Source organism: Microbispora rosea (assembly GCF_044460045.1).
Lineage (GTDB): Bacteria > Actinomycetota > Actinomycetes > Streptosporangiales > Streptosporangiaceae > Microbispora > Microbispora rosea.
Window position 1 is genome coordinate 241,113 of record NZ_JBITJO010000005.1, and the last position, 16,538, is coordinate 257,650.

Here is a 16,538-nt window from a genome sequence, read left to right on the forward strand (position 1 = left end):
CGCCCCTAACACCTAGCCAGGGCCGGTATGCAGAGACGTTATCGGCACAAACTTGACGGCGTGCCGCTGAAAGTGGGTTGATTGGGCCTGCTGACAACGTTGTCAGCCATATGTGTCTTCGGGGGCCCGAAATCCTCGTGAAAAGCAGGAAAGGAATGTTGCGATGAGACGACGGTGGATGGCGGCCGTCGCGGTCTCTGTTGCGGGTCTGCTCACTCTTTCCGCCTGTGGTGGCGGTGACAAGCAGGAGAGTGGAGGCGGTCAGGCCGCGAGGAAGGTCGAGGTCTTCTCGTGGTGGACGGGCCCCGGTGAGGCCGACGGCCTCAAGGCGATGCGTGAGATCTTCGCCAAGCAGAACCCGAACTTCGAGTTCTTCGACGCCGCGGTGGCGGGCGGCTCGGGCGACCAGGCCCGCGCGCTTCTGTCGAGCAAGCTGCAGGCCAACCAGCCCCCGGACACCTTCCAGGGCCACGCCGGCGCGGAGCTCCAGGGCTACATCAAGAGCGGCAAGCTGGAGTCGCTGAACTTCCTGTACGACGAGCTGAAGCTCAAGGAAGTCCTCCCGCAGCAGCTCATCGACCAGATCTCGGTGCAGGGCCAGGTGTACTCCGTGCCGGTGAACATCCACCGGTCGAACGTGCTGTGGTTCAACCCCTCGGTTCTCAAGAAGGCCGGCATCGACGGCGCGCCGAAGACCGTCGAGGAGTTCATCACCGACCTCGACAAGGTGAAGAAGTCCGGGAAGATCCCGCTGTCGATCGGTTCGCAGTGGACCCTGGTGCACCTGCTCGAGTCCGTGCTGCTCGGCTCGCTCGGCACCGACGCGTACAACGCCCTGTGGACGGCGAACGCCGACTGGTCCAACGCGAACGTGACCAAGGCGCTGGAGAACTTCAAGACCATCCTGTCGTACGCGGGCAGCCCGCAGGACGACTGGCAGCCGGCGGCCAAGCAGGTCGCCGACGGCGAGGCGGCCTTCAACATCATGGGCGACTGGGCCTACGGCTACTTCCACAACCCGCCGGAGGGCGGCCTCGGCAAGGAGTCGAAAAAGGACTTCGACTGGGCCGCGTCGCCGGGCACGGACGGCACCTTCATGTGGCTGTCCGACAGCTTCACCCTGCCGAAGGGCGCGCCCAACCGCGACGGCGCGATCGCGTGGCTGAAGGTGGCCGCCAGCAAGGAGGGCCAGGACGCGTTCAACCCGCTGAAGGGCTCGATCCCGGCCCGCAAGGACGCCGACCAGTCCCTCTACAAGGACTACCTGTCGTGGGACCTGGAGCAGTGGGCGAGCGACAAGCTGGCCGGCTCGATCCAGCACGGCGTGGTCGCCAACGACCAGTGGCGTCAGGCCATCACCGACGCGGTCGGCCTGTTCCAGCAGGACAACGACGTCGCCAAGTTCCAGCAGGCGCTGGTCGCGGCGGCCAAGAACAGCGGTCAGTGAGCTGATCTCCTCGTACGGCCCACGCCGGGTCCACAACGGCGTGGGCCGTACTCGACTCCTGAGAGGTACAAGTGACACGGGTGCGCAGATGGCTGCCCGGGCTACTCCTGGTGTCGCCGTCGATCATCCTCATCGCGGTCTTCGTGTACGGCCTGCTCGGCTGGAACTTCAAGCTCGCCATGACCGACAAGCACGACGAGATCGCGGAGATCCCCGGCAACTTCGTCGGGCTGGAGAACTTCACCGGAATCTGGAGCGAGGAGCGCTGGGGCCTTTCGGTCCGGCACGCGATCGTCTTCACCGTGGTCTTCGTCGGCGGCGCGCTCGTCCTCGGCTGGTTCCTCGCCTTCCTGATGGAGAAGGGCATCCGGGCGGAGAGCGGCTTCCGCGCCGTCTACCTGTTCCCGATGGCCGTCTCCTTCATCGCCACCGGCGTGGTCTGGCGCTGGCTGATGAACAGCGCGACGGGTGAGCATGCGGTCGGGCTCAACCGGCTCTTCCACTATGTCGGGCTCGACTTCCTGCAATGGCAGTGGTTCCGCGATCCCGACTGGGGGATGGCCGCCATGGCGCTCCCGGCGGTCTGGCAGATGTCCGGATACATCATGGCGTTGTTCCTCGCCGGGTTCCGGGGCGTGCCGGAAGAGCTGCGCGAGGCCGCCCGGGTGGACGGCTGCAGCGAGTGGGGGGTCTACCGGCACGTGGTGCTGCCGATGCTGCGCCCGGTGACGCTGTCCGCGCTGATCATCCTCGGCCACATCTCGCTGAAGGTCTTCGACCTCGTCGTCGCGGTGTCGGGCAAGCAGATCATCACCGACGTGCCCGCGACGTTCATGTGGACGGCGGTCTACGACTCCCACGACCCGGCGAAGGGCGCGACGATCGCGTCCTACATCGTGCTGTCCGTCGCCGTCTTCGTCGTGCCCTATTTGATCTGGGACGCCCGTAAGGGGAAGCGCTCATGACCGCGCACGTCGCCGAGAAGGCCCCGCGCACGGCGCCCGCCGCCCCGGTCCGCGACAAGGGCCGGGCCGGCATGTGGGTGCGGCTCGTCCTGCTGCTGCTGTTCGTCCTGGTCTTCCTGATTCCGGTCTACGTGCTGCTGGTCACGAGCTTCAAGCCGCTCACCGAGGCCGACCCCACGCAGGCGTGGAACCTCCCCAAGGTGTGGACGACCGAGGCGTGGAGCGTCGCCTGGGAGAAGCTCGAACCCGGAATCGTCAACAGCTTCCTGCTCGCGGTCCCCGGTTCGCTGATCTCCGCCGCCCTCGGGGCGCTCAACGGGTACGTGCTGTCCAAGTGGCGCTTCCCCGGCGCCGACGTGCTGTTCACGCTGTTCCTGTTCGGCATGTTCATCCCCTACCAGGGCGTGATGATCCCGCTTGTGCAGCTCATGGTGAACGTGGGCGACACGCTCGGCGTGCAGCTGTACGGCGGCATCCCCGGCCTGGTCCTCGCCCACGTGGTGTACGGCATCCCGATCTGCACGCTGATCTTCCGCAACTACTACGTCACGATCCCGGACGAGCTCATCGAGGCGTCCCGCGTCGACGGCGCGGGGATGCTGCGGACGCTCTGGTCGATCGTGCTGCCGGTCTCCGGCCCGGCGTTCGCCGTGGTGATCATCTGGCAGTTCACCTCGATGTGGAACGACTTCCTGTTCGCGGTCTTCCTCACCGGGCCGAGCTCCTGGCCGACCACGGTCATGCTCAACAACATCGCGGGCGCCGTGACGACGCCGTACAGCCAGCAGATGGCGGCGGCGATCCTGGCGTCCATCCCCACGATGGTCATCTACGTGCTGCTCGGCAGGTTCTTCATGCGCGGCCTCATGGCGGGCGCGCTCAAGGGCTGAGTCTCAAGGGCTGACTTTCAAGGGCCGAGTCTCAGGAGCCGAGTCTCAGGAGCCGAGGGAGTCGAGGCGGCCGGCCACCAGCGCGTCCCCGAGCGGGGTGCGGCGGTAGAGGACCTGCCGTCCGACCCGGGCGCCGGCGACCAGCCCGGCCGCGCGCAGCGCGGTGAGGTGGCCGCCGGCCGTGCCCAGCGCCAGCCCGAGGCGGGCGGCGAGCTGCGTGGTGGTCGCCGGGGTCTCCAGCTCGGCCAGGATCCGGGCCCTGGACCTGCCGACCAGCCCGGCGAGCGCGGACGCGCCGCCCGCCCGCGGCTGCGCCGCCGCCACCCCACGGGCGGGATACACCAGCGCGTACGGCCACGCCTCGTCGAGGTAGGCGATCACCTTGCGGACGAAGAGGCTGGGCAGGAACAGCAGGCCGCGGCCGCCGAGCCGGTGCCGTTCGTCCCGGCCGCCGGGTGCCGCCACCTCGATGCGGGCCGACGCCGGTCGCCAGCGGACCCGCGGGCCGAGGTCGTCGAGCGCCGCCGCCCAGCCGTACGTCGCCAGCCGCCCGGCCCGCTGGATCACGTCGCGCTCCAGGATCGCCCGGAAGCGGGGCCACTGCGGCGCGACCAGCTCGGTCCAGGTGCGCTCGATCCCGTCGGCCAGGAGCGCGACCACGTCGTCGTCCTCCAGGACCTCCATGATTTCGGCGGGCGGCGGCGGCCGCCCGTCCAGGGACATCGCGATCTCGGCCCGCGCCCGCTCCAGGGGCGTGGCCCGCATCGCCGCGATCTCCTCGGCGAAGGCGACGTCGATCCCGGTGGGCGGCGGCGCGATGAAGTCGGCGATGTAGGCGCCCTGCCGGAACAGCGCGACCATCGCGCGCGCTCCCGGGCTGCCGGACAGCAGCCGCGCGAACCGGGGACGCGCCGTCGCGGCCCAGGACGCGTGCGCGCCCGCCTGCATCCGGCCCGACAGCATCCACATCGCGTGCATGGTCTCGTTGAGCGGGGAGATCGCGAACCGGCTGGCGGCGATGTCCTGCGGGCTCACCTCGATCCGGTACACACGCTCACCCTTCGGCCATTTCCGAAACGTTAGCGCGTCCGGGGGTCCCGCGCCGAGCATGGGCGCCGGGAGGTGCGCCGTGACCCAAGCCGCGAACCAAGCCGCGAACCAGGCCGCGAACGAGGCTGCGAACCAGGAGAGATCGACGTTCCGGGCGTGTTTCGCCGTCGCGGAGTTCCGTGTGCTGTTCGGGAGCCAGCTTCTGCTGGTCCTGGGCGACACGGTGAAGATGCTCGCGTTCTCCGTGCTCGTCTACGCGCGGACGGGGTCGCCCGGGCTGGCCGCGCTGGCGTACATGATCGGGTTCCTGCCGCAGGTGGCGGGCGGGATGCTCCTGCTGTCGCTCGCCGACCGGTGGCGACCGCGGGCCCTCATGGTCGCGGGTGACCTCCTGCGGGTGGTCACGTGCCTGGTGCTCGGTATCGGCGGCCTCGGCCTCGGCGACCTGCCGATCGGGGTCATGCTTGCGCTGGTGTTCGCGGCGGGGGTGCCCGCACCCCTGTTCTCGGCCGCGCGCGCCGCCGTGCTGCCCGACGTGCTGGCGGGGGACGCGTACGTGCTCGGCCGCGCCGTGTTCACCACGACCTCGGCGGGCGCGCAGGTTGCCGGCCTGGCCGTCGGCGGGGGCCTGCTCGTCGTGACCGGCCCGCACGGGGCGCTGCTGATAACCGCCGCGCTCTCGCTGGGCAGCGCGGCGCTGACCCGGTGGGGGTTGCGCGACCGCCCGGCGCGTTCCCCCCGCCCCACGCGTTCGACTCGACAGGCGCGTTCGACTCGGCACACGCGTTCGGCTCGGGACACGGGGGCCGTACGGACGACGCTGCGGGTCAACCGGGCGCTGCTGGCCGACCGGGCCGTCCGGGGACTGCTGCTGGCCGGGTGGCTGCCGCCGATGCTCTCGGTCGGTGCGGAGGCCGTCTACGTGCCCTACCTCACGGGTGAGGGATCGGCGTGGGGCGCGGGGGTCGTGCTGGCCGCCGCGGCGGCGGGCATGGGCGTGGGGGAGTTCGCCGTCGGCAGGTTCGCCGCGCCCGCCACGCGCGAACGGCTGACCCTCCCGCTGGCGCTCCTGCTGGGCGCGCCGCTGCTCGGGTTCGCGGCCCGTCCGGGGGTCGCCGGGGCGGCGGCGCTGGCGTTCCTGGCCGCGGCGGGGCTCGCCTACAACCTGGGGGTCCAGCGCCGGTTCCTCGATACGGTTCCCGAGGCCGCGCGCGGGCAGGCGTTCGGCCTGCAGACCTCCGGGTTGATGACGGCCCAGGCGCTGGGCGCCGCCGCCGTGGGCGCCGTCGCCGAGCTCGTGCCCGCCCATCTCGCCATCGCGCTGTCGGGCTGCGGCGTGATCGCCGTCGTGCTCGCGCTGCGTGGAGATCTGCGTGGAGATCTGCGCGGCGATCTGCGCGGCGATCTGCGGGGGGATCCGCGCGGCGGCCGGTCGGGGCGGGTCAGCCCGCCGTACGGTCCCGGAGGGGGAGGGGAGGACGCTCGCCCGAGCCCCGCGGAACCAGCCGCGTAGCCAGCTCGATCCTGCAGGTCGGCTCCTCGTCCCCGGACAGGCGCATGAACAGCAGGTCGGCGGCCGTACGGCCGAGCCGGGCGGGATCCTGGGCCACCACGGTGACGCCCAGCAGGTCGGCCAGTTCGAAGTCGTCGAACCCCACCAGGGCGAGGCCGGCCGCGGCGCCCGCGTCGGCGGCGTCGGTGAGCGACGCCAGTGCACGCAGGGTCTCCACGGTGGTGCGGCCATTGCCGGTCAGCAACGCGGTCGGAGGGTCGGACGCCGTGAGCAGCCGGGTCAGGTCGGCCCGCATCCGCGCCGGGTCCGCAGGCCCCATGGCCACCAGGCCCTCGTCGTACGGCAGGCCGGCGGCGGCCAGCGCCTGCCGGTAGCCGCGCAGCCGTTCGGCGGCGGTGAAGATCCGGGGGGAGTCGCCGAGGAAGGCGATGCGGCGGTGGCCGTGCGCGATCAGATGGGCCGTGCCCATGCGGGCCCCGCCCACGTTGTCGCACAGGACGGTGTCGGCCTCGCATCCCGCGCCCGGCGGCCGATCGGCGAAGACCACCTTGATCCCGGCTTCGAGCTCGGGCGCGAGGTAGCTGTGGTCGCTCCCCGCCGGCACGATGATCAGCCCGTCCACGCGGCGGGCGCAGAAGGCCAGCACGACGTCGCGCTCGCGGGCCGCGTCCTCCCGGGACGACCCGGTGAACAGCAGATAGCCGTGGTGCAGCGCGGCGTCCTCGACGGCGCGGCTGAGGCTGGAGTAGAAGGCGTCGGCCACGTCCTCGATGACCAGGCCGATGCTCGCCGTGCGGCCCCGGCGCAGGATGCGCGCGCTGTCGTTGCGGCGGTAGCCGAGGCGCTCGATCGCCGCCTGCACGCGGCTCGCGGTCGCGGCGTTGACGCCGGGCTCGCTGTTGACGACGCGGGAGACGGTCTTGAGTGCCACACCGGCCGCGGCGGCCACGTCGTTCATGGTCGGACGGCCGCGTCTCGTCTCTTCCACGCAGGGATCATCTCCCATTTCACGACCCTAGACAACGTTGTCACTCTTCTGGTGAAAGTTGGTCGTTTTTGTGGGGAAGTGGGGGCGTGCGGGGGCCGAGCGCGCGGGGGCCGGGCGCGGGGCCGGGTGCGGGGGCCGGGTATGCGGGTGGGCGGCGCGGGTCACGGACTGCCGGGCTGTGCGCGGCTCGCGCCTCCGGTGGCGTGCAGGTCGCCCTCGATCCCGGCGGCGGCGGCGAGCAGCGGGGGGAGCAGGTCACGGCGGGCCGACTCCACGGTGGTGCGGCTGGCGTGCGAGGAGATGTTGACGGCCGCCATCACCCGGCCGCCGCGGTCCCTGATCGGCGCGGCGATCGAGCGCAGCCCCTCTTCCAGTTCCTGGTCCACCATGGCCCAGCCCTGGGCCCGTACACGGTCGAGCGCGGCGCGCAGGGCGTCCGGCGAGGTGGTGGTGTGCGGGGTGAGCCGCTCCAGGGCGGCGCGGGCGAGGTAGGCGTCGAGATCCTCCGGAGGGAGCCCCGCGAGCAGCACCCGGCCCATGGAGGTGCAGTAGGCGGGGAAGCGGGTGCCGATGGCGATCGTCACCCGCATGATCCGGGCCGTCGGCACGCGGGCCACGTAGACGATGTCGGTGTCGTCCAGCACGGAGACCGACGCCGACTCGTGCACCTCTGCGGCGAGCCGTTCCAGGTGCGGCAGCGCGACCTCGGGCAGGGAGAGGCTCGACAGGTAGGCGTAGCCGAGTTCGAGCACCCGGGGAGACAGCGCGAATAGCCGCCCGTCGGTCCGCACGTAGCCCAGGTCCGCGAGCGTCAGCAGGAACCTGCGCGCCGCGGCCCGGGTGAGACCGGTCTTGCGGGCCACCTCGCTGAGCGTCAGCTCCGGGCTCGCGGCGTCGAACGCCCGGATCACCGCCAGACCCCGGGCCAGCGACTGGACGTGCTCCTCCGCCATGGCCGCCCACCTCCCGACCGAACCCTAGCGCCAGGGCGGCCGGGGACGGACGGCCCTCGCGACACCGCGCCGGTAGGGTTTGGCGGGTGATGAGGGAGATCGTGGTTCGCCGCGGGGATGCGCTGCTCATCGCCGGATTCGTCCTGGCGGCGCTCAACCTGAGGCCCGCTCTCGCGGGCGTGTCACCGCTCCTCCCTGCCATCATGCGGGACCTCGGTCTCAGCCCCGCCGGAGGCGGCGCCATCACCACGGTGATGGTGGCGTGCCTCGGCCTGCTCGCCCCGGTCGCGCCCGCGCTGGCCGCCCGCATCGGGCTGGACCGCACGTTGCTCGCCGGCCTGCTCGTCCTGGCCGCCGGCGTCGCCCTGCGCAGCGCGGACGGCGTGCCCGCGCTGTACTGCGGCGCGGCCCTGGCCGGCACGGCCATCGCCGTCATGAACGTCGTCATGCCGGGGCTCGTCAAGCAGCACTTCCCGGACCGGGTCGGGCTTTTCACCGGCCTGTACGTCTCGGTCATGGTGAGCGGGGCGGCGGCGGCCTCGGCGGCGATGGTCCCGCTGGCGGGGCAGACCGGCTGGCGGGCGGCGGCGGGGGCGCCGGCCCTGCTCGCGCTGCTGGCGGCGGCCCTGTGGCGGGCAGCGCTCACCAAGGCTGCGCCGCCTCGGCCGCCGCGGACCCGGACGAAGGCTGCGCCGCCTCCGGAGCCGCGAGCCCGGACGAAGGCGGCCCAGCCGGAGGTCCCCCCGGCCGAGACGGCACGAGCGGCGGCGGGCGCGCAGCAGCTCGCGTCTCCGGCGCCGTCGTCCCCTGAGGCACGCGATGCCCGCGGTTCCCAGCCCGGGGACCCCGGCCGCCGGCCGTACGCGACGCTGCTCCGCGCGCCGGCGACGTGGCCGGTCATGGCGTTCATGGGGCTGCAGTCGCTGACCTTCTACGTCGTGCTGGCCTGGCTGCCGACCGTGTTCCAGGCCGCCGGACTGCCCGCCGACGAGGCGGGATACCTACTGGGCCTGACGAACCTCGTGCAGATCGTCGCGGCGCTGGTCGTCCCCCTGCACGCGGGCCGGGCCCGCTCCCAGGCGCCGCACGTGGCCGCGGCGGTGCTGCTGACCGTCGCCGGATATCTGGGGGTGCTGCTCGCGCCCACCGTCACACCGTGGCTGTGGATGATCGTCCTCGGGCTCGGCCAGGGGGCCTCGATCGCGCTCGCCCTGCTGATCATCACGCTGCGGGCGCCCGATCCCGCCTCGGTGACCGCGCTGTCGGCGGTCGCCCAGTCGAGCGGCTACCTGCTGGCCGCGATCGGGCCGCTCGCGTTCGGCCTGCTCCACGAGCTGTCCGGCGGCTGGACGGTGCCCCTGCTCGCCGGGCTCGGGGCGTGCGCCCTCCAACTGGTGTCGGGGATGCTCGCCGCCCGCCCGGCGCCGGAACAGGCGGGATAGTCAGCGCGGCAGCCGATCGAGGTCGATGGTGATGGGGAAGGGGGAGTCCACCGCGAGGCGGGCGTGGTGGACGCCGGTCACCTGATATCCGGCGCCGTCGGCGTCGAGCTCGAAGGAGTAGACGAAGGGCCGGAAGTCGGTGCTCTCGACCCGCCAGAAGTTGGGGATGCCGGCCGCCGCGTAGTGCCGCGGCCGCATGTCGCGGTCCGGCTCGGCCGAGTCGGGGCCGACGACCTCGATGACCAGGCGCACCTCCTCGGCGAGGTAACAGGTCCTCCGGTCGTCGGAGGCGGCGAGGTCGTCCACCAGGGACACGTCGGGACGGGCGCGCCGATCGGGGCCCAGCAGGACGTCCATCCGGCTGACCGCGACCAGGTCGCCAGGGACCTGCGCGTTCAGGACCGTGCGCAGGCCGTAGGTCATGCGCTCGTGGAATCGGGTCTGGGGGCTCGTGGGGATGAGGCCGGCGTCGGGTTGATCGGCGCGGTCCTCGCCGTCCCGCCGCTCGGCGGCGGGTGGCCGGAGCCGGGAGAACCGATCGGAGACGCCCCCGGCCCCGCCTCCCGGGCGGGGCTGGAGCCAGTCATCGAGCACGCTGGTCATGGCAGAAGCCTAGCGTCACCGTCTGTGATGAACGAACTACTCGCGTCGCCCTAAGCCGGGTCGAGCGGGCGCAATTCGTCGGCGTACCCGACCGAAAGACGGCGCATGGTCCCGTCATCGGTGATGGAGTACTGCCCCATGCGCCACAGCGGTGGCGAGTACGCGTGGATCGAGACCGAGCCGGGCGCCTCGCCGGTCAGCCGGTGGATGTGGTCGGGCCCGAACGAGAAGGCCTCGCCCTCCACGACCGGCGTCTCCAGGTGGACGCCGCCGATGCGCGGGTTGCACTCCTTCAGCTCGCCGGCCACCACGCGGACCGCGCCGGAGGAGACGTCGTGGTCGTGCCAGCCGGTGTCGTCACCGGGCCGCCAGCACAGCAGCCACACGTCCACGTACGAGTCGCGGTGCAGCGAGACGTAGTGGCGTCCTCCGTCCTGCGCGCCCTCGAAGCCGAGGTGGTGACGCCACAGCTCGGGCCGGGCGGCCAGGTCCTCGACCAGGGCGAGCAGCTCGCGGCGGTCGAGCGCGCGGGCGGGCAGGTCCACGAAGGGACCGGACGAGGAGGCACAGAGCGCGCCTTCCTGGATCGTGGGCGTGCTCATTGGTGCGACTCCTTCCGGGACAGCAGGCGGCCGGGATTGGCCACGCGGACGGCATGATCGACAGCTCGTTGTGCGGGGTCGCCGGGGTCCGGCCACGCCGACTCGGCGTACGGCTGGTCGCTCCCGGCGACGAGGACGTCGATCCCGAGTTCGCGGATCACCGCGTCGGCGGCCCGGGGGCCGTAGGACGACGTCTCGAGGAACAGGTCGGGATCCACCAGGCCGCGACCGGTGGCGCCCCGGCTCAGCTGGCGCTCCCTGTGCAGCGGGGCCAGCCCGGCCAGCAGCGCGAAGCACACCTTCAGCCGGGGATGCCGGGGCCGGCCGAACGCCTCGAAGGCGTACCAGGCGGCGTGCATCTGCTGCACGTACGGCACGACGGCGGCCCACCACGCCGGGCCCGCCGCCGCAGCGGGACCGGGGTGGACGAACAGCGGCAGGCCGCGTTCTTCCAGCACGTCGAGCAGCGGGGCGGCCAGGGCCAGCCCGCGGGCGTCGCCGAGCACGGTCGCCGGAAGCTGCAGCCCGGCCAGGCCCTGGTCGAGGGCGTGCGAGAGCCGTACGGGATCGGGGTCGGTCACCGGGGCGGCGGCCCAGGCCCCGAACGGCGCGGGCAGCGCGCGGGCGTCGGCGTGATAGGCGTCGATGAGCGGCCACGCCTCCTCCGGCGGCAGGTGCTCGATCCCGAGCGGGCTCGACAGGGAGACGAGGGCGAGGTCGAGGTGGGCGTTGCGCTTGCGCCGGATCTCCACGTCGTGGTCGGCCGGATCCGCCTCGTACGGCGGCTCGCCGTCGAGGACGAGCGTCCATCCGTCCAGGTATGGCGGGCGGGTGCGGCGGCGCAGCGCGTCGATGAGGGACGGCGTCCACAGGTGCTGGTGCACGTCCACGCTCATCGGCCGGCTCCTTCGCGAAGTACTAATTCCCTACTGAGAATACATGCTTTCGCGTCAGGTGTGACCCCGGGGCGGATGACGCACCCGCCCCGGGCCGGTCAGTCGTCGCCGAGGATCATGTTGAGGATCCAACTGATCACGCCGACGACGATGGCGCCCCAGAAGGCGGCCACGAATCCGTCGACGTGGAAGGGGAGGTCGAGCTGCTCGGCGAGCCAGCTCGTGAGCAGGAGCAGGGCGGCGTTCACCACCAGGGCGAACAGCCCCAGCGTGAGCACGTAGAACGCGCAGCCGATCGTCTTGATGATCGGCTTGATGACGGCGTTCACGAGGCCGAAGATCAGCGCGACCGCGAGGAGGGTGCCGATCTGCTTGGCGGTGGAGCCGGCGCTGACGGTGATGCCGTCCACCAGCTTGGTGGACGCCCACAGGGCCGCGGCCACCACGATGATCTTGAGTAGGACCTTCACCTCAAGAATCCTTCCATGGCACGGCAAAGAGTGCGCGCTTCGCGGGTGGCCGGAATGGGCGGCCCGCGTCGAGGGTGGGAGGAGCTGTGCCGAGGGCCGGGGGGACGGTAAAAAGCCGGTCCGATTTCGGCGGTCTTTCTCCCACCTCGGGGGTATAAGCGGCAAACCTGGGGGAAACCGACGAGTTGGGGGTGAGATCGGATGGACGTGGAAGAGCTCGAGTCGCTCCCCGCGAAGGAGCTGCACGACCGTGCCGTGCGCTACGCCGTACGGCACGGCGACCTGGGATTCCTGTGGGATCTGCTGAAGGTCATCCCGGCGGCCGAGGCCGCGAGCGGCAACAGCGACGAGACCGCGAACGACCTCAGCAGGGTCTCGGCGCTGCTCAGTGACGCGATCGGGGCGGGCGAGGGCGAGCTCGGCGACGCGCTCCGGCCGGTCTATGTCGAGTATCTGTCCAAACACCCTGACGCCTGAGCAAAGGGACGAACGCTCAGCAACTTCTCATCTCCGCACGTCACAATGGCGACGTGGTCAAGACACAGGTGCTGGTCGTCGACGACGAACCCGAGGTCCGCGACGCGATCGCGCGGGCGCTGCGCGTGGAGGGGTACGGCGTGGCGACCGCCGGGGACGGCATGGACGCCCTCGACGCCATCGACGGTGCGGCGCCCGACCTCGTGGTGCTCGACGTGCTCATGCCGGGCATGAACGGCATCGAGGTCTGCCGGACGCTGCGCGGAGACGGCAACCGGCTGCCCGTGCTCATGCTGACGGCCCTGGACGGCATCGGCGACAGGGTGGCCGGCCTGGACGCGGGAGCCGACGACTACCTGGTGAAGCCGTTCGCGCTGGAGGAGCTGTTCGCCCGGGTGCGCGCCCTGCTGCGCCGCGCCGCGCCACCCCCTGAGGCCGGGTTCGCCGACCTGGTCCTGCTGCCCGACAGCAGGCAGGCCCGCCGCGGCCGGCGGCTCATCGACCTGACCAGGACCGAGTACGCCCTGCTCGATCTGCTGATCCGCAACGGCGGCCAGGTGCTGACCCGGCAGCTCATCCTCGAACGCATCTGGGGCTACGGCTTCCGGCCCGGGTCGAACCCGCTGGAGGTCTATATCGGCTATCTGCGCAAGAAGACCGAGGCGGGGGGCGAGCCGCGGCTGATCCACACCGTCCACGGCCTCGGGTACGCGCTCAGGGAGCCCACCGCTTCTCCCACCGGGGAGGAGCCGTGAAGCTCCGGTGGCGGCTCGCGATGGCCTCCGCGCTGGCCGGCGCGGTCAGCGTGATCGTCGCGATCGTGGCCGCCTACGTCATCACCTGCCGCCGGGTCGATTGGGCGATGGACCACTACGGGACGTACGAGCGCTACGGAGGCTACGGCGATGCGCCCCCCAACGGCGTGCTGGCGGCCCTCGCCGACGTCGACGACCTGGGCTGGCCGTTCTTCGCCGTGGCGCTCGGCGGCCTGGTGCTGTCGGGGGCGCTCGGCTGGCTGGCCGCCCGGGCGGCGCTGCGGCCGGTCAACGCGCTCAAGGACGCGGCGGGACGGGTGGCGACCACCCGGGATCTGACCACCAGGATCGACGTGACAGGGGACGACGAGCTCGGCAGCCTGGCCCGCAGCTTCAACACCATGCTCGACGCTCTGGAACGCTCCGCGAAGTCGCAGAAGCGCCTCGTCGCCGACGCCTCCCACGAGCTGCGCACCCCGCTCACCGCCCTGCGGACCAACATCGAGCTGCTGATGAGAGGTGACCTGCCGCAGGAGGTCCACGAGGAGGTGAGCCGGGCCGTGATGAGCGGCCTGGAGGAGCTCACGGCGCTCGTCTCCGACGTGGTCGAGCTGGCCCGCGACGAGGAGCCCGCCGTGCTCGTGGAGAGCGTGCACCTCGACGAGCTTGTGGAGCGGGAGGTCACCAGGGCGGCCAGGCACTGGCCGTCGACGGCGTACTCCCTGTCGGCGGAGCCGACGGTGGTGCGGGGAGTGCCCGACCGGCTCGCCCGGGCCGTCGCCAACCTGCTCGACAACGCGGCCAAGTACAGCCCGTCCGGCGGCCTGGTCGAGGTGTCGTTGCGGGGCGGCGTGCTGACGGTGCGCGACCACGGGCCCGGCATCTCCCCGGATGACCTGCCGCACGTCTTCGACCGCTTCTACCGCGCGCCCTCGGCGCGGTCGCTGCCCGGATCGGGGCTGGGCCTGGCCATCGTGGGCCAGGTCGTGGACAGCCACGGCGGTAGCGTGTCGGCCAGTACCGCCCCCGGTGGAGGGACGCTCGTCCGGCTGGCGCTGCCAGTAGGGTGAGGTCATGGGCTCTGTACGCGTCGAGCGCACCGAAGACGGGTTCGTCGCCCGCAACGAGCGCGGTGCCGAGATCACGATGGGCTCCGGTGACGGTCTGTTCACCCCGGTGGAGCTGCTGCTGGCGGCCGTCGGCGGCTGCAACGTCATGACGGTCGAGCCGCTCACCGCCAAGCGCGGCCACCGGCTCGTACGGCTGGCCGTCGAGGTCTCCGCCGAGAAGGAGAGCCCGACGCTGCTGCGCTCGGTCACCGTGACCTACGACGTGGAGTTGCCTGCGGAGGACACCGGCGAGGTCTTCGAGGCCGTCGCCGAGCGGGTCCACGAGCGCCACTGCACGGTGAGCCGGTCGCTCCAGAAGGGCACCGAGGTCAGGCTGGACCTCGGGAAGTAGCACGGGCGGCCGGAGCCCGTTCGGATGTAGGCCGGAAATCAACCTGCCTATGACGAGTTCATGACAGGGCCGCTTGTACTGTTGAAGCAGGTCCTCGGGAGAGGGCGACAGACTTTCTTAATAAAGGACGCGGATGGGGGAACCGCGTCCAGAAAGCGGGGGCCCGCCGGTGCCTTTGGGGAGGGCATTCCTGGCGGAACCGCTTTGATCCGGAGCCGGGCAGTTGGGGGACTGCCCGGCTCCGGCATTTCCAGGGTCCTGTACCCGTTCTCCGCCCCGTCGTCCCCTCCTCGCCGGTGGGGTGTCCACGAGCTCCGGCCGGGTCGGACACTGCGCCGAGCTCCGATCCTCCGCGAAGCCCGCACCGCTCCACTCATGTCCGGCCCTTCGGTGCGGCCCGCTCCGCCCCACCCCCGTCTGCGCCTTCGCTCCGGTCCGCTCCGTGTCCGGGCCTTCGCTCCGGTCCGCTCCGCTTCATCCGTGTCCGGGCCTACGCCCCGGCCTCCAACCACGGTGAACGTCGATGGACAGTGCAATGGACAGGGAACAGGCCTCGGCCCGGCCGCCGCCCTCGGTGAGTCCGACAGTGTCCTCTGCGTCCTCGCCAGCGAACGGGCCTCGCTCCCGCCGTCCCGGCAGAGTCCGATAATCCCCTCCCCGTCCTTGCGCGGAGCGGGGCTCGTCCCGGCCCATCCCGGGGAAAACGACCTTTGCCTTGGTAAACCGGCGGTCTTCCTCTCGCTCGGCGGCTCCGCTTTTGCTGTGAGCTGCTTCAGCGCGCCGTCCCCGGTGATTTCCTTTGTGGTCTCTTGCCGTACGGCCTCTGCGCTTTACCGTGTGTGGATCGCGCCTGCGGTCACGCACCGTCAACATCACAAAGGTGAGGCGGCGAGCGGTGGGCCCTCTTGGGGTAAACAGGGCCAGGGGTAGATCTTCTGGGAGCTATGCGACATATACTTTGCTTCGTCCTGACTCGTCCTGTAGTGTCCTATTTGCCGCCGACCGGTGGCTGGATTGGACTTGGAGAGGAGATCACCGTGGGTGACCCCACACCGACCTCTGAGCCAAGGCATCTCGGATCACACGTCTGACTCACGACGGCCTTCCGGCCGATCGCCATAGCTTCAGCGCACACGCCTCCGGGTGACCGACTTCTTCCGCCCGGACACGTGGCCCGTCTTCGTGGTCTGCCGCACGCAGGTCCCTAGATGACGCATGGCCATTCTTTGTCGTCTCACGAAAGATCCCCAGCCCTGATGAAGACTCTGTTTGGCCTGCGTGGCAACCGACGCCTCACCGCTGCGGCGACGCTTGTCGGTGCGGCGGCCGTCACCGCGTCCCTCGTGGCCGCCGTGCCCGCGCCCGTCGAGCAGCCGGTCAAGGAGGCCGCAAACGTTTCCGCCGCCCTGCCGGCGCTCCAGCCCTCCCTCGCCCTTCCGACGCACGAAGAGGTCCTGCTCCAGGGCAGCACCACCGGCTCCTACTTCTGGGACGACGCCTCGGGCCGCCAGGGCGACACGGGCACGCCGGCCATCGGCGCACCCATGCAGCAGGGGCTGTTCGCCAGCCCGAGCTGGCCGCTCGGGACCGAGGGCTACATCTTCTACAAGGGCAAGAAGGCCAAGTTCTTCATCGGCGACCGCGGCCCGGGCGTTCCCTCGGACAGCGGCGTCATGCTCGACATCGACGGCAAGACCTTCGCCGAGCTCACCGGCACCACCTGGAACGAGGACACGCTGAGCGTCAGCGGCGACGAGGGCCACATCCCGATCCAGTACGTCATCACCAAGTGGGGCGACGGGCCGGGCCTGCGCGGCGAGCCGGTGCCCTTCTCCAGCGGCGCCTGGCGGAGCTGAGCCACGACATACCGATCACTGAGCGATGTGCGCGACCTTCGCGGGACTGCTAAGGTTACGGACATCGCGGGCGCCGCTAGCTCAGTTGGTTAGAGCAGCTGACTCTTAATCAGCGGGTCCGGGGTTCGAGTCCCTGGCGGCGCACCAGATGAAAGCCCAGGTCGGCATAG

Annotated in this window: 17 protein-coding genes and 1 tRNA gene; 11 read left to right on the forward strand and 7 right to left on the reverse strand. The window is 71.3% G+C overall.

Annotated features, from left to right (window positions below; translation table 11 throughout):
- Positions 1-163 precede the first annotated feature (163 nt).
- From ACIBK1_RS23045 to ACIBK1_RS23055, 3 genes are all read left to right on the forward strand, one after another.
- Positions 164-1,447 carry an ABC transporter substrate-binding protein gene (locus tag ACIBK1_RS23045; protein WP_030505999.1) on the forward strand — a complete coding sequence of 428 codons (1,284 nt, stop codon included), beginning with the start codon at positions 164-166 and terminating at the stop codon, positions 1,445-1,447.
- 80 nt (positions 1,448-1,527) lie between these two features.
- A complete protein-coding gene (locus ACIBK1_RS23050) occupies positions 1,528-2,412 on the forward strand; it encodes a carbohydrate ABC transporter permease (RefSeq protein WP_231513740.1) in 885 nt (294 codons plus the stop codon).
- Complete coding sequence (locus tag ACIBK1_RS23055) at positions 2,409-3,302, forward strand: carbohydrate ABC transporter permease (protein WP_083744611.1); 894 nt, start codon at positions 2,409-2,411, stop codon at positions 3,300-3,302. The genes ACIBK1_RS23050 and ACIBK1_RS23055 overlap by 4 nt, the downstream gene beginning before the upstream one ends.
- Positions 3,303-3,347: 45 nt before the next feature.
- Here ACIBK1_RS23055 and ACIBK1_RS23060 read toward each other — a convergent pair whose 3' ends face one another.
- The gene (locus ACIBK1_RS23060) at positions 3,348-4,352 is read right to left on the reverse strand and encodes an ArsR/SmtB family transcription factor (protein WP_396724074.1); all 1,005 of its coding nucleotides are present in this window, start codon (positions 4,350-4,352) and stop codon (positions 3,348-3,350) included.
- Between the two features lie 79 nt (positions 4,353-4,431).
- Here ACIBK1_RS23060 and ACIBK1_RS23065 point away from each other — a divergent pair, with 79 nt between their 5' ends.
- Positions 4,432-5,865 carry an MFS transporter gene (locus ACIBK1_RS23065; RefSeq protein WP_396737548.1) on the forward strand — a complete coding sequence of 478 codons (1,434 nt, stop codon included), beginning with the start codon at positions 4,432-4,434 and terminating at the stop codon, positions 5,863-5,865.
- On the opposite strand, the gene ACIBK1_RS23070 is transcribed toward ACIBK1_RS23065, so the two are convergent.
- Positions 5,795-6,853 carry a LacI family DNA-binding transcriptional regulator gene (locus tag ACIBK1_RS23070; RefSeq protein ID WP_363528409.1) on the reverse strand — a complete coding sequence of 353 codons (1,059 nt, stop codon included), beginning with the start codon at positions 6,851-6,853 and terminating at the stop codon, positions 5,795-5,797. The genes ACIBK1_RS23065 and ACIBK1_RS23070 overlap by 71 nt on opposite strands.
- Positions 6,854-7,014: 161 nt before the next feature.
- Positions 7,015-7,806, reverse strand: coding sequence for an IclR family transcriptional regulator domain-containing protein (locus tag ACIBK1_RS23075; protein WP_396737551.1), 792 nt, complete (start codon positions 7,804-7,806; stop codon positions 7,015-7,017).
- 89 nt (positions 7,807-7,895) lie between these two features.
- Between ACIBK1_RS23075 and ACIBK1_RS23080 the strand changes: the two genes are divergently transcribed.
- Positions 7,896-9,248 (forward strand): MFS transporter, encoded by a 1,353-nt coding sequence (locus ACIBK1_RS23080; protein WP_036405097.1) that lies wholly within the window; start codon positions 7,896-7,898, stop codon positions 9,246-9,248.
- On the opposite strand, the gene ACIBK1_RS23085 is transcribed toward ACIBK1_RS23080, so the two are convergent.
- The 4 genes from ACIBK1_RS23085 to ACIBK1_RS23100 all read right to left on the reverse strand — a co-directional run bounded on the left by ACIBK1_RS23085 (position 9,249) and on the right by ACIBK1_RS23100 (position 11,819).
- The gene (locus ACIBK1_RS23085) at positions 9,249-9,851 is read right to left on the reverse strand and encodes a Uma2 family endonuclease (protein WP_396737555.1); all 603 of its coding nucleotides are present in this window, start codon (positions 9,849-9,851) and stop codon (positions 9,249-9,251) included.
- Between the two features lie 50 nt (positions 9,852-9,901).
- Positions 9,902-10,453, reverse strand: coding sequence for a cysteine dioxygenase (locus ACIBK1_RS23090; RefSeq protein WP_030505991.1), 552 nt, complete (start codon positions 10,451-10,453; stop codon positions 9,902-9,904).
- Entirely contained in the window at positions 10,450-11,349 is a 900-nt protein-coding gene (locus ACIBK1_RS23095; protein ID WP_030505990.1) for an amidohydrolase family protein, read from the reverse strand. The genes ACIBK1_RS23090 and ACIBK1_RS23095 overlap by 4 nt, the downstream gene beginning before the upstream one ends.
- Before the next feature lie 98 nt (positions 11,350-11,447).
- Positions 11,448-11,819 carry a phage holin family protein gene (locus ACIBK1_RS23100; protein ID WP_030505989.1) on the reverse strand — a complete coding sequence of 124 codons (372 nt, stop codon included), beginning with the start codon at positions 11,817-11,819 and terminating at the stop codon, positions 11,448-11,450.
- A gap of 201 nt (positions 11,820-12,020) precedes the next feature.
- Between ACIBK1_RS23100 and ACIBK1_RS23105 the strand changes: the two genes are divergently transcribed.
- From ACIBK1_RS23105 to ACIBK1_RS23130, 6 genes are all read left to right on the forward strand, one after another.
- Positions 12,021-12,296 carry a hypothetical protein gene (locus tag ACIBK1_RS23105; protein WP_030505988.1) on the forward strand — a complete coding sequence of 92 codons (276 nt, stop codon included), beginning with the start codon at positions 12,021-12,023 and terminating at the stop codon, positions 12,294-12,296.
- 53 nt (positions 12,297-12,349) lie between these two features.
- Positions 12,350-13,051 (forward strand): response regulator transcription factor, encoded by a 702-nt coding sequence (locus ACIBK1_RS23110; protein ID WP_030505987.1) that lies wholly within the window; start codon positions 12,350-12,352, stop codon positions 13,049-13,051.
- Complete coding sequence (locus ACIBK1_RS23115) at positions 13,048-14,121, forward strand: sensor histidine kinase (RefSeq protein WP_076438983.1); 1,074 nt, start codon at positions 13,048-13,050, stop codon at positions 14,119-14,121. The genes ACIBK1_RS23110 and ACIBK1_RS23115 overlap by 4 nt, the downstream gene beginning before the upstream one ends.
- A 4-nt stretch (positions 14,122-14,125) precedes the next feature.
- Positions 14,126-14,512 (forward strand): OsmC family protein, encoded by a 387-nt coding sequence (locus tag ACIBK1_RS23120; RefSeq protein ID WP_030505985.1) that lies wholly within the window; start codon positions 14,126-14,128, stop codon positions 14,510-14,512.
- A 1,256-nt stretch (positions 14,513-15,768) separates the two neighbouring features.
- Positions 15,769-16,368 carry a hypothetical protein gene (locus ACIBK1_RS23125; protein WP_030505984.1) on the forward strand — a complete coding sequence of 200 codons (600 nt, stop codon included), beginning with the start codon at positions 15,769-15,771 and terminating at the stop codon, positions 16,366-16,368.
- A gap of 70 nt (positions 16,369-16,438) precedes the next feature.
- A tRNA-Lys gene (locus ACIBK1_RS23130) sits at positions 16,439-16,515 on the forward strand.
- Positions 16,516-16,538 lie beyond the last annotated feature (23 nt).